General features: G+C 70.3%; 11 protein-coding genes. 2 read left to right on the plus strand and 9 right to left on the minus strand.

Annotated features, from left to right (window positions below):
• Positions 1-325: 325 nt before the first annotated feature.
• Entirely contained in the window at positions 326-1615 is a 1290-nt protein-coding gene (locus KN815_RS14190; protein ID WP_253208968.1) for an FAD-dependent oxidoreductase, read from the minus strand.
• Positions 1616-1835: 220 nt separating this feature from the next.
• On the opposite strand from KN815_RS14190, the gene fahA reads away from it, so the two are divergent.
• Both fahA and KN815_RS14200 read left to right on the plus strand, forming a co-directional pair.
• The gene (fahA, locus tag KN815_RS14195) at positions 1836-3086 is read left to right on the plus strand and encodes a fumarylacetoacetase (protein ID WP_216342283.1); all 1251 of its coding nucleotides are present in this window, start codon (positions 1836-1838) and stop codon (positions 3084-3086) included.
• 50 nt (positions 3087-3136) lie between these two features.
• Positions 3137-3646 carry a hypothetical protein gene (locus tag KN815_RS14200; RefSeq protein WP_216342284.1) on the plus strand — a complete coding sequence of 170 codons (510 nt, stop codon included), beginning with the start codon at positions 3137-3139 and terminating at the stop codon, positions 3644-3646.
• 475 nt (positions 3647-4121) lie between these two features.
• Here the strand turns inward: KN815_RS14200 and nuoN are convergent, their stop codons facing one another.
• The 8 genes from nuoN to KN815_RS14240 all read right to left on the minus strand — a co-directional run.
• Complete coding sequence (gene nuoN / locus KN815_RS14205) at positions 4122-5774, minus strand: NADH-quinone oxidoreductase subunit NuoN (protein ID WP_211124273.1); 1653 nt, start codon at positions 5772-5774, stop codon at positions 4122-4124.
• A complete protein-coding gene (locus KN815_RS14210) occupies positions 5771-7435 on the minus strand; it encodes an NADH-quinone oxidoreductase subunit M (RefSeq protein ID WP_216342286.1) in 1665 nt (554 codons plus the stop codon). The genes nuoN and KN815_RS14210 overlap by 4 nt, the downstream gene beginning before the upstream one ends.
• A gap of 3 nt (positions 7436-7438) precedes the next feature.
• Positions 7439-9334 carry an NADH-quinone oxidoreductase subunit L gene (gene nuoL, locus KN815_RS14215; RefSeq protein WP_216342288.1) on the minus strand — a complete coding sequence of 632 codons (1896 nt, stop codon included), beginning with the start codon at positions 9332-9334 and terminating at the stop codon, positions 7439-7441.
• A gap of 16 nt (positions 9335-9350) precedes the next feature.
• Complete coding sequence (gene nuoK / locus KN815_RS14220; RefSeq protein ID WP_014054072.1) at positions 9351-9650, minus strand: NADH-quinone oxidoreductase subunit NuoK; 300 nt, start codon at positions 9648-9650, stop codon at positions 9351-9353.
• On the minus strand, positions 9647-10576 hold the full coding sequence (locus KN815_RS14225; RefSeq protein ID WP_216342290.1) for an NADH-quinone oxidoreductase subunit J: 930 nt from the start codon (positions 10574-10576) through the stop codon (positions 9647-9649). Before KN815_RS14225 ends, nuoK begins: the two co-directional genes overlap by 4 nt.
• Positions 10573-11196 (minus strand): NADH-quinone oxidoreductase subunit NuoI, encoded by a 624-nt coding sequence (gene nuoI / locus KN815_RS14230; protein WP_216342292.1) that lies wholly within the window; start codon positions 11194-11196, stop codon positions 10573-10575. Before nuoI ends, KN815_RS14225 begins: the two co-directional genes overlap by 4 nt.
• Positions 11189-12511: an NADH-quinone oxidoreductase subunit NuoH gene (gene nuoH, locus KN815_RS14235; protein ID WP_253208969.1), complete on the minus strand. Its 1323-nt coding sequence runs from the start codon at positions 12509-12511 to the stop codon at positions 11189-11191. Before nuoH ends, nuoI begins: the two co-directional genes overlap by 8 nt.
• 26 nt (positions 12512-12537) lie before the next feature.
• The coding region (locus KN815_RS14240; protein ID WP_301184577.1) for a molybdopterin dinucleotide binding domain-containing protein at positions 12538-12956 on the minus strand (419 nt) is incomplete at its 5' end.

A 12956-nucleotide genomic window follows, 5' to 3' on the forward strand; every position in this document is an offset into this window, starting at 1 on the left:
CCACGGGCCGGGGCAGCCCACGGGCCGGGGCAGCCCACGGGCCGGGAACGGCCATCAGCCCGGACGGGCCAGGGGCCAAGGCAGGCCATCGACCGGGACGGGCATCGGCCAGGGCAGGCCAGGGGCCAGGGCGGACCATCGACCGGGACGGCCAGAGGCCCGGGCAGGCCATCGGTCGGGGCGGGCCAGAGGCCCCAGGGCGACCGGGGCCTGGGCAGCCGTCAGCCAAGGCGGCCATCGGCCGGGCGGGCCGATGACCGGGGCGAGCCGATGACCGGGGCAGGCCGATGACCGGTGCAGGCCGATGGCCGGGGGCGGTGGGCGCTTATCCGTGGGTGGTGGCCACCGCCTTCGCCAGGCGGGGCGACGCGTACTCCGTGCCGCAGACGAACCGCATCACCGGGCCGAAGCTCGCCGCCGCGGGCAGGCCGGTGAAGTACGGCCCGGGGACCGAGGAGCCGTATCCGGCGTCGAGCCAGGGGCCGCCGGCGCCGGTGACCAACTCGGAGTGGAGCCCCGGCCCCAGGAAGTCCAGCGCGGCGACACTCATCCGGTAGCCCGTCGCGGCCATCACATGGTCGGCGGCCAGCTCACCGACCCGGCCGCCCCCGTGCAGGCCGACCACCGGTCGGCCGTCGGCACGCACCGTGACCCGGCTGATCCGCCGCCCCTGGGTGACCCGCACCCGCCCGGCGAACCGATCCCTCAGCCACCAGGCGCCCTTGGGCCCAAGCACCCTGCGCACCAGATACTCCCGGGCCGGTGCGGGCAGCCGCCGGAAGCCCACGGCGTGGTACGACAGCGCGTACAGCGACCAGGCGCGGCCGAACGGGGACTCGGGCCGCAGCCTGGGCTGGTGGTCCGGCGGGGAGCCGAAGGCGACCGCGCGCGGGCCGCGGGCCACCACCCGCACGGCGGCGGCGCCCGCCTCGGCCAGCAGCACCGCGCTCTCCAGCGCCGACTGCCCGGCCCCGACGACCACCACCTCACGCCCCTGGAAGCGCCCCAGGTCACGGTGGTGCGAACTGTGCGAGACGGGGCCGCCGGGAGCGGGCCCGTCCGGTACGGCGGCGGCCAGCTCATGGGGGAGGTGGGCGAGTCCGCTGAGCCCACTGGCGACGACGACGGCGCGCGCCGTGAACTGCTCCCCCGAGTCCAGCTTCAGCTCGAACCGGCCGCCCCGCCGGTCGACCGAGACCACCCGCACCCGCTCCAGCTCCGGCACCAGCCGCTCCTGGAACCACAGGCCGTAGGCCGAGAAGGTCTCGACGGGGATGAGGCCCCAGTCCGACTCATAGCGCGGGCCGCCCATCGCATGGCAGAAGTCCAGCAGAACCGCCGGCCGGCCGATCGCCCGCCCTATCCGCAGCAGCCCCTCCACCAGCCGCTCCGGCCGCTCGCTGCCGGTGGTCGGCCAGACGACGGCCCTCGCCGGATAGCGCGAGAGCGCCGCCGGGGTCCAGCGGTCCTCGGTGACCGCGTACATGGGGACACCGAGACGCCCCAGGGACCGGATGGCGCCGACGCCACCGTGATGCAGCGAATAGTGGCCGATCTTCACGACCAGAGCGGATACGGAACGGTCCACCGCGAACGGCACGGCACTGCTCGCCACGAGCCCCCCTTGGTCACCGCAGCGCAGTGCCCCCCACTGTGCGTGACCCCGAGGATGGACGCTACTTCGGAATCGCCGCCTCCAGTAAGGATTTTCCGGACATTGCCATCTCTTTAGGGGGTAGCCGACACGGTGTCACCTTCCCTTCTTCCCCGCACTCCCCTCGCCTTAGGGTGTGCTGCACCCCCAGCATTGACCAGGAGAAGGCGAGGCAGCCCCGATGCCGCAGCGATCCCCGCTGGACCTGCCCGAAGGAGACCCCTTCGGCCCGCACAACCTCCCCTATGGCGTCTTCACCACGCCGCACGCTCCTCATCTGCGGAAAATCGGGGTGCGCTACGGAAACCATGTGCTGGACGCCGGCGCCGCCGCGGCCGCCGCCGCCTCTCCGCACGCCGAGCAACTGGGCGCCGACACCCTCAACCCGCTGATGGCCGCGGGCCGCCCGGTCTGGCAGGCCGTCCGCGCCGAGGTGCTCGACTGGCTCACCGACCCGGCCCACCGGTCGACCATCGAGCCGCTGATGCACCCCCTCCCCACCGTGGCACTCCATCTCCCCTTCGAGGTGGCCGACTACGCCGACTTCTATGCGAGCGAGCACCACGCCACCAACGCGGGCAAGGTCTTCCGCCCCGACGGCGACGCGCTCACCCCCAACTGGAAGCACATGCCGATCGGCTACCACGGCCGGGCCGGCACCCTCCTCGTCTCGGGCACGCCCATCGTCCGCCCGCAGGGCCAGCATCTGCCCCCGGCCGATACCTCCGCACCACACGCTTCCTCCCCCACTCCGGTCTTCGGCCCCTCCCTGCGCCTCGACTTCGAAGCGGAGGTGGCCTTCGTCGTCGGCGCCCCTTCCACTGTTAATACACCGGTGCCCCTCGCCGGGTTCCACGACCACGTCTTCGGCGTCTGTCTGCTCAACGACTGGTCCGCACGCGACATCCAGGCATGGGAGTACCGCCCGCTCGGCCCGTTCCTCGGCAAGTCCTTCGCCACCTCCCTCGCCGCGTGGGTCACCCCGCTGGAGGCCCTCACCGCGGCCCGTACCAGCCCGCCCGTCCGCGACGTCCCGCTCCTCCCCTACCTGGACGACAGCGCCGCCGAGCCCGGCGGGCTCGATCTGCGCCTCGAGGTGGCCCTCAACGGCCACACGGTCTCCCGCCCGCCCTTCTCCGCCATGTACTGGACCGCGGCCCAGCAGCTCGCGCATCTGACGGTCAACGGCGCCTCGCTGCGCACCGGCGACGTCTTCGCCTCCGGCACGGTCAGCGGCCCCCGCCCGGACGAGCTCGGCTGTCTCCTCGAACTCACCTGGGGCGGCCGCCGGCCCCTGCGTCTCCCCGACGCCACCCGGACGTTCCTGGAGGACGGCGACGAAGTGACCATCACCGCCTGGGCGCCGGGCCCGCAGGGGGCCCGTATCGGCCTGGGCGAGGTGACCGGCCAGGTCGTCCCGGCCACGCCCTGACCCGGCTGCTAATTTGTCGTGCTCCCGCCCTGACGATCGAGGAGAGACACGTGAACAAGGCAGTGGGCATCGCCGGCACGGTGGCGGCGGCCGCCCTGCTACTGACCGCATGTGGCAGTGACGGAGGCGACGACAAGAAGGACACCTCCAAGGACCCCTCCGCCGCGTCGAGCGCCCCGGCGGAGGGGGGCGCGGACGCGAAGGTCTCCGGCACCTATGTGGCGAAGTCCGGTGACGAGGCCGTCATCCTGTCCATCAGCGGCAAGCAGGCCGTCCTGATGGCCGGCAAGCACATCTGCAACGGCGAATACACCGACATGGGCGGGAAGATGCTCATGCTCAAGTGCACCGACGGCAACACCGAGCGCAGCGCGGGCAAGGTCACCCTGGGCGCGGACGGCAAGACCCTCACGGTCGACTGGGACGCGCTCGCCAAGAACGACACCTTCGTCAAGGTGACCTCACCCAGCGACCTTCCCTCGGGCCTGCCGACATCGCTCCCCTCCGGCATCCCGACCGATCTGGCGAGCGCCATCCCGACCGACCTGCCGACCGGCTGAGCCACGGCGCCGGCCCCGTTCGGCGCCCCGGGCCCCTGGTGCGCCACCGCGCCGGGGGCCCGCCGCGCACAGTGGCAGATCTTGCCGCCGCGACGGCGAAACCGCAGGCGGCGGTACTGGCGTTGCTGCCGCTGGCGGAGGGGGAGGTGGGGGCGCGGGAGGCGCTGTCCTCGGTTCGGTCCGACCCTGACACGGACGTACGGGTCTACGCGGCGAGGGCCTGGCCTTCCCCCACCCCGCCCCTTCCCGAACCAGGGGGCTGCGCCCCCAGCCCCCCGCCGGGGCTCCGCCCCCGACCCCGCTCCCGCCGGAGGGGCTGGATTTGCTCCGCCCCCGACCCCGCTCCCGCCGGAGGGGCTGGAATTGCTCCGCCCCCGACCCCGCTCCTCAAACGCCAGGAGGCGCTGGAAACGCTCCGGCCGGGCACGGCACCGTCGTGGTGTCCGTGCCCGGCCTGGGGCGGTAAGGAAGAGGGCTAGCGGACGAAGACGCCCGCCTGGCTCGCGAGGTCCAGGAAGTACTGCGGGGCGACGCCCAGGACCAGCGTGACTGCCACGCCGATCGCGATGGCCGACGAGGTCAGCGGGCTGGGCACGGCCACGGACGGGCCGTCCGTGCGCGGCTCGCTGAAGAACATCAGCACGATCACCCGGATGTAGAAGAACGCGGCGATCGCCGAGGAGATCACACCGATCACCACCAGCGCGCCCGCCCCACCGTCGGCCGCCGCCTTGAAGACCGCGAACTTCCCGGCGAAGCCGCTGGTCAGCGGGATACCGGCGAAGGCCAGCAGGAAGACCGCGAAGACGGCGGCCACCAGGGGCGAACGGCGGCCGAGTCCGGCCCACTTGGACAGGTGGGTGGCCTCGCCGCCCGCGTCGCGCACCAGGGTGACCACCGCGAAGGCGCCGAGGGTCACGAAGGAGTACGCGGCGAGGTAGAAGAGGACGGAGGAGACGCCGTCGGGGGTGGTGGCGATGACACCGGCCAGGATGAACCCGGCGTGGGCGATCGACGAGTACGCCAGCAGCCGCTTCACATCGGTCTGGGTGACGGCCACGATCGCACCGCCCAGCATGGTGACGATGGCGACGCCCCACATCACCGGCCGCCAGTCCCAGCGCAGCCCCGGCAGTACGACGTACAGCAGCCGCAGCAGCGCGCCGAAGGCCGCGACCTTGGTGGCCGCCGCCATGAAGCCGGTCACCGGGGTGGGGGCGCCCTGGTAGACGTCGGGCGTCCACATGTGGAACGGCACGGCGCCGATCTTGAACAGCAGCCCCATCAGCACCATCGCCCCGCCGATCAGCAGCAGCGCGTCATTGCCCATGGTCCCGGCGAGCGCCGGGGTGACGTTCCTGACCTGGCCGTCGACGACGTCGGCGATCCCGGAGTAGGTGACCGTGCCCGCGTAGCCGTACAGCAGGGCGATGCCGAAGAGCAGGAACGCCGAGGAGAACGCGCCCAGCAGGAAGTACTTGACGGCGGCTTCCTGCGACAGCGCGCGATGGCGCCGGGCGAGGGCGCACAGCACGTACAGCGGCAGGGAGAAGACCTCCAGCGCCACGAAGAGCGTCAGCAGATCGTTGGCGGACGGGAAGACCAGCATGCCGCCGACCGCGAAGAGGACCAGCGGAAAGACCTCGGTGGTGGTGAAGCCCGCCTTGACCGCGGCCTTTTCGGCGTCGCCGCCGGGCACCGCGGCGGCCTGGGCCGCGAAGGAGTCGACACGGTTGCCGTGCACCAGCGGATCCAGCCGCCGCTCGGCGAAGGTGAACACCGCCACCAGCGCCACCAGGAGAATGGTCCCCTGGAGGAAGAGCGCCGGGCCGTCGACCGCGATCGCGCCCATGGCCGCGACATGGGCCTTGCTGGTGCCGTAGTCCCCGGCGGCGAGGCCGATGACGGCGGCGAAGGCCGCGGCCAGGGCGACCACGGAGACGAACACCTGCGCGACGTACCGCTGGCGGCGCGGCAGGAGCGCCTCGATCAGAACGCCGACGATCGCGGCGCCGAGCACGATCAGCGTGGGCGACAACTGGCCGTACTCGATATCGGGCGACGGGATCTTGTCGGGCGCCGCCGCCGCTGTTGTCCACAGGCTGTGGACAGTGGCCGCGTGAGTCACTTGGCACCTCCGGAAGCACCGTCGTGGGAAGCACCGTCGGACTTCGGGCTGTAGGTGAACCAGCCCGCGTCGGTGACGGGGTGATCGGGCCTGGGATCCTTCTTGTCCACCACGGACATCGTGTGGTCGACCGCCGGGTTGACGATGTCGGCCAGCGGCTTCGGATAGACGCCGAGGAAGATCAGCAGCGCGATGAGCGGGGCCACGACGACCAGCTCACGCACCCGCAGATCGGGCATGGAGCGCACCTCGGCCTTCACCGGACCGGTCATGGTGCGTTGGTAGAGGATCAGGACGTAGAGCGCCGCCAGCACTATTCCGACGGTCGCGATCACACCGAAGGCCGGGTAGCGGCTGAACGTGCCGACCAGGACCAGGAATTCGCTGACGAACGGCGCGAGTCCGGGCAGCGAGAGGGTGGCGAGGCCGCCGATCAGGAAGGTGCCGGCGAGCACCGGGGCGACCTTCTGCACACCGCCGTAGTCCTCGATGAGCCGCGAACCGCGCCGGGTGATCAGGAACCCGGCCACCAGCATCAGCGCGGCCGTGGAGACGCCGTGGTTGACCATGTAGAGCGTGGCGCCGCCCTGGCCCTGGGTGGTCATCGCGAAGATGCCCAGGATGATGAAGCCGAAGTGGGAGATCGAGGCATAGGCGATCAGCCGCTTGATGTCCCGCTGGCCGATCGCCAGCAGCGCCCCGTAGATGATGCTGATGAGCGCCAGGATCATGATCGCCGGGGTGGCCCACTTGCTGGCCTCCGGGAAGAGCTGGAGGCAGAAGCGGAGCATCGCGAAGGTGCCGACCTTGTCGACGACCGCGGTGATCAGCACGGCGACCGGGGCGGTGGCCTCCCCCATCGCGTTGGGCAGCCAGGTGTGCAGCGGCCACAGCGGCGCCTTCACCGCGAAGGCGAAGAAGAAGCCGAGGAACAGCAGCCGCTCGGTGCTGGACGCCATGTCCAGATGGCCGCCCGCCCGCGCCTGGACGATCTCCTGGAGCGAGAAGGTGCCGGTGCCGAGCTCATCGGCGGTGACCGCGTACAGCCCGACCACCGCGGCCAGCATGATCAGCCCGCCCGCCAGGTTGTAGAGCAGGAACTTCACCGCGGCGTATGAGCGCTGAGTGGCCGTCTCCTCCTCGGAGCGGCCCCCGGCCCGGTCCCCGAAGCCCCCGATGAGGAAGTACATCGGGATCAGCATGGCCTCGAAGAAGATGTAGAAGAGGAAGACATCGGTGGCCTCGAAGGAGATCACCACCATCGCCTCGACCATCAGGATCAGCGCGAAGAAGCCCTGGGTCGGCCGCCAGCGGCTGTTGGGCCGGGCGCCTTCCAGCGGATCGGCGTCATGCCAGCCCGCCAGGATGATGAAGGGGATGAGCACCGCGGTGAGCGCGATCAGCGCGACCGCGATCCCGTCCACGCCCAGTTCGTAGCGGACGCCGAAGTCCTTGATCCAGGCATGGGATTCGGTGAGCTGGAAGCGGGCGCCGCCGGGATCGAAGCGGACCAGCACGACCGCGGCGAGGGCGAGCGTGAGCAGGGAGAAGCCCAGCGCCACCCACTTGGCGGCGGCGCGCTGGGCGGCGGGCACGGCGGCGGTGACGACCGCACCGAGCGCGGGCGCCACGGCCGTGGCCGTCAGCAGGGGAAATGACATGACTCAGACCGCCCTCATCAGCAGGGTCGCGGCAATGAGCACCGCCGTACCGCCGAACATCGAGACCGCGTACGTTCGGGCGTAGCCGTTCTGGAGCTTCCGCAGTCGGCCGGAGAGTCCGCCGACTCCGGCCGCGGTGCCGTTGACCACCCCGTCGACCAGCTTGTGGTCGACATAGACCAGTCCGCGGGTCAGGTACTGGCCGGGTTTGACGAGCGCGACATGGTTGAAGTCGTCCTGGAGCAGATCGCGCCGGGCGGCTCGGGTGAGCAGGGAGCCGCGGGGGGCGGTGCGCGGCACCGGCCGGCGTCCGTACTGCATCCAGGCGAGCGCCACTCCGATCAGCAGCACCACCATCGTCCCGCCGGTGACCGCCGCGGCGCTCAGCGGGGAGTCGCCGTGGCTGTGGCCGGTGACCGGCTCCAGCCACTTCAGGAACGAGTCGTTGAGGCTGAACAGCCCGCCCGCGAAGACCGATCCCACGGCCAGGACCATCATGGGGATGGTCATGGACGAGGGCGACTCGTGCGGATGCGGCTCCTGGCCCGCCTCATCGGGCACCCAGCGCTTCTCGCCGAAGAAGGTCAGCAGCATCACCCGCGTCATGTAGTACGCGGTGATGGCCGCGCCCAGCAGGGCCGCGCCGCCGAGGATCCAGCCCTCGGTGCCGCCCTTGGCGAAGGCCGCCTCGATGATCTTGTCCTTGGACCAGAAGCCGGACAGCCCCGGGAAGCCGATGATCGCGAGATAGCCGAGTCCGAAGGTGACGAAGGTGACCGGCATGTACTTCCTCAAGGCCCCGTACTTGCGCATGTCGACCTCGTCGTTCATGGCGTGCATGACCGAACCGGCGCCGAGGAAGAGCCCCGCCTTGAAGAAGCCGTGGGTCACCAGGTGCATGATCGCGAAGACATAGCCGATCGGGCCGAGACCGGCGGCCAGGATCATATAGCCGATCTGCGACATGGTGGACCCGGCCAGGGCCTTCTTGATGTCGTCCTTGGCGCAACCGACGATCGCACCGAAGAGGAGCGTGACCGCGCCGACCGTGACCACCGCGGTCTGGGCGTCCGGCGCCGCGTTGAAGATCGCGCCGGAGCGGGTGATCAGATACACGCCCGCGGTCACCATCGTCGCCGCGTGGATCAGGGCCGAGACCGGGGTCGGGCCCTCCATCGCGTCCCCGAGCCAGGACTGGAGCGGCACCTGGGCCGACTTGCCGCAGGCGGCGAGCAGCAGCATCAGCCCGATCGCGGTGAGCTTGCCCTCGCTCGCATGGTCCACGTTGGTCAGCACCGGGGCGAAGGTGAAGGTCCCGAAGGTCGTGAACATCAGCATGATCGCGATCGACAGGCCCACATCGCCGACGCGGTTGACGATGAACGCCTTCTTCGCCGCCGTCGCCGCGCTGGGCTTGTGCTGCCAGAAGCCGATCAGCAGATACGAGGCGAGGCCGACGCCCTCCCAGCCGACGTACAGCAGCAGGTAGTTGTCGGCGAGGACGAGCAGCAGCATGGCCGCGAGAAAGAGATTGAGATAGCCGAAGAAGCGGCGGCGGCGCTCGTCGTGCTCCATATAGCCGATCGAATAGATGTGGATCAGCGTGCCCACACCGGTGATCAGCAGAACGAAGGTCATGGACAGTTGGTCGAGCTGGAAGGCGACGTCCGCCCGGAAGCCGCCCACCGGGATCCAGCTAAAGACCTTGCTGTGCAGGGCCCGGTCGTGCTCGCCGCGGCCGAGCATCTCGGCGAAGAGCACGGCGCCGATCACAAAGGAGGCGGCGGCGAGCACCGTGCCGATGTAGTGGCCCTTGCCGTCCAGCCGTCGCCCCCCGCACAGCAGCAGGGCAGCGCCGAGAAGCGGCGCCGCGACAAGCAATCCGATGAGGTTCTCCACTTGAACGCGACCCCTTCTAGAGCTTCATCAGGCTGGCGTCGTCGACCGAGGCCGAGTGGCGGGAGCGGAAGACGGACACGATGATCGCGAGACCGACCACGACTTCCGCCGCGGCGACGACCATCGTGAAGAAGGCGATGATCTGGCCGTCGAGATTGCCGTGCAGCCGGGAGAAGGTGACGAACGCCAGGTTGCACGCGTTCAGCATCAGCTCGACGCACATGAAGAGGACGATCGCGTTCCGCCTGATCACGACACCGGCCGCACCAATGGTGAACAACAGGGCGGCCAGGTAGAGGTAGTTGACCGGATTCACTTGGCGGCTCCCCTCGAGTTCGCGCCGGCCGTGTTCTCACCGTTCTGGCCGTTCTCGCCGTTCTCGCCGTTCTCGCCGTGCTCCGGCTCCGCGGTGTCCTCGGCCTTCTTGCCGGTGTCCCTGGCCTTACGGCCCAGCCAGCGCTGTGAGCGCTGCTCCAGCGCCGCCAGCTCGGCCAGCGCATCGGTGGAGACGTCCCGGATCTGACCGCGGCCGCGCAGCGTCGCGTTGACGGTCAGCTCGGACGGGGTGCCGTCGGGCAGCAGACCGGGGATGTCCACCGCGTTGTGCCGCGCGTACACGCCGGGGGCGGGCAGCGGCGGCACGTTCCGCCCGGTGCGCACCCGCGCCTCGGACTGCTCGCGCTGGGTGCGGGCCCGCTCGGTGCGCTCGCGGTGGGTCAGCACCATCGCGCCGACCGCCGCGGTGATCAGCAGCGCGCCGGTGATCTCGAAGGCGAAGACGTACTTGGTGAAGATCAGTGCCGCCAGGCCCTCCACATTGCCGCCGGCGTTGGCCTGGCCCAGGCCGTTCCACGTCGTCAGCGAGGCATTGCCGATCCCGGCGCACAGCAGGATGCCGAAGCCGAGCCCGCACAGGGCGGCGAGCCACCGCTGCCCCTTGAGGGTCTCCTTGAGGGAGTCGGCCGCGGTGACACCGACCAGCATCACCACGAAGAGGAAGAGCATCATGATCGCGCCGGTGTAGACGACGATCTGGACGACGCCGAGGAAGTACGCCCCGTTGGCGAGGTAGAAGACCGCCAGGACGATCATGGTGCCCGCCAGGCACAGGGCGCTGTGCACGGCCTTGTGCATCAGGATCGTGCACAGCGCGCCGATCACGGCGACGGTGCCGAGCACCCAGAACTGGAGGGCCTCACCCGTGGAGGTGGTGGAGGCCGCGGCGGCCAGAGTGCCGCTCATGCCTGCACCCCCCGCTGCCGCTCCGGCGACTCCTGCGGCTCCTCGTTCCCCTCGGCCTGGTCGGACGGGGTCTCGCCCTTGCTGACCGCCACCTGCCGGGAGGTGCCGGGCGCGGCCTCGGTCACCAGACCCCGGTAGTAGTCCTGCTCGTCGGTGCCGGGGTAGATGGCGTGCGGGGAGTCGACCATCCCGTCCTCGAGGCCCGCGAGCAGCTCTTCCTTGGTGTAGATGAGCGAGGTGCGGCTGCGGTCGGCCAGCTCGTACTCATTGGTCATGGTCAGTGCCCGGGTGGGGCACGCCTCGACGCACAGGCCGCACAGAATGCAGCGCAGATAGTTGATCTGGTAGACGCGGCCGTAGCGCTCACCCGGGGAGTAGCGCTCCTCGTCGGTGTTGTCCGCGCCCTCCACATAGATCGCGTCGGCGGGGCAGGCCCAGGCGCACAGCTCGCAGCCGATGCACTTCTCCAGCCCGTCCGGATGCCGGTTGAGCTGGTGGCGTCCGTGGAAGCGGGGCGCGGTGGGCTTCTTCTCCTCCGGGTACTGCTCGGTGAGCCGCTTCTTGAACATGGCCTTGAAGGTCACGCCGAAGCCGGCCACCGGATTCTGGAAGTCAGACACCGTCGGCCTCCTTTCCGTCACTGGCAGTATCGGGCCCACCACTGACAATCAACTCGCGCTCGGTGCGCGGACGTCGGCGGGGGACGGGCGGCAAGGTCTGGCCGGGCAGCGGCGGCACCGGGAAACCTCCCGCCATCGGATCGAAGGCGGGCTCCGGTCCCTGTTCCGCTCCGGCCTCGGGCCCCGAACGGTCGCGGAAGAAGTCGACCACGAAGGACAGCAGCAGCAGCGCGATCACCGCACTGCCCACGTACAGCACGATGTCCTGGTAGTCGTAGTTCTCGTTGCGCAGCGCCCGGACGGTGGCGACCAGCATCAGCCAGACCATCGAGATCGGGATGAGCACCTTCCAGCCCAGCTTCATGAACTGGTCGTAGCGCACCCGCGGAAGCGTGCCGCGCACCCAGATGAAGACGAACAGCGAGGTGACGACCTTGCCGGCGAACCACAGCATCGGCCACCAGCCGTGGTTGGCGCCTTCCCAGAAGGTGCTGATCGGCCAGGGCGCCCGCCAGCCGCCGAGGAAGAGGGTGACGGCGACCATCGAGACGGTGACCATGTTGATGTACTCGGCGAGCATGAACATCGCGAACTTGATCGAGGAGTACTCGGTGTTGAAGCCGCCGACCAGGTCGCCCTCGGACTCCGGCATGTCGAACGGTGCCCGGTTGGTCTCACCGATCATCGAGACGATGTAGATGAGGAACGAGACCGGCAGCAGCACCGCGTACCAGCGGTCGTGCTGCCCCTCGACGATCTGCGAGGTCGACATCGACCCGGAGTAGAGGAAGACCGCCGCGAAGGAGAGCCCCATCGCGATCTCGTAGCTGATCATCTGGGCGCAGGAGCGCAAGCCCCCCAGGAGCGGATACGTCGATCCGGAGGACCAGCCCGCGAGCACGATGCCGTAGATGCCGACCGAGGCGGTGGCGAGGATGTAGAGGACGGCGATCGGCAGATCGGTCAACTGCATCGCGGTGCGATGGCCGAAGATCGAGACCTCGCCGCCCGAGGGGCCGAACGGCATCACCGCGACCGCCATGAAGGCGGGGATGGCCGCGACGACCGGCGCCAGGACGTAGACCACCTTGTCCGCGCCCTTGACGACCACGTCCTCCTTGAGCATCAGCTTCACGCCGTCCGCGAGGGACTGGAGCATGCCCCAGGGGCCGTGCCGGTTGGGCCCGATGCGCAACTGCATCCAGCCGACCACCTTGCGCTCCATGACGATGGAGATCAGCACCGTCACCATCAGGAACGCGAAGCAGAAGACGGCCTTGATCAGCACCAGCCACCACGGGTCGGTGCCGAACATCGACAGGTCCTCTGCGGCGAGATACCTCACTGGGTCACCTCCGTCGCGGGGGCAGTGATCGTGACGACATCACCGGGGCGAGCGCCCAGATCGCGGTGGACACCGCCGCCGACCGAGGCCAGCGGCAGCCAGACCACCCGGTCGGGCATCGGGGTGATGCTCAGCGGCAGTTGGACCGAGCCGGCCGGGCCGCTGACGCGCAGCATCCGGCCGTCCTCGACGCCCGCCTCGGCCGCCGTGGCGGCCGACAGCCGGGCCACGGCCGCGTGGCGGGTCCCGGCCAGCGCCGGATCGCCCTCCTGGAGCCGGCCCTGGTCGAGCAGCAGCCGATGGCCGGCGAGCACCGCCTCGCCCTCGGCCGGCCGGGGCAGCGGACCGCCCGTCTCCAGCGAGGCGGTGGCGCGCGGGCCCTGCCAGGTGCCGAGCCGGGTCATCTCGGCGCGTA

Source organism: Streptomyces niphimycinicus, assembly GCF_018883605.1.
In the GTDB taxonomy this organism is placed as follows: Bacteria; Actinomycetota; Actinomycetes; order Streptomycetales; family Streptomycetaceae; genus Streptomyces; species Streptomyces niphimycinicus.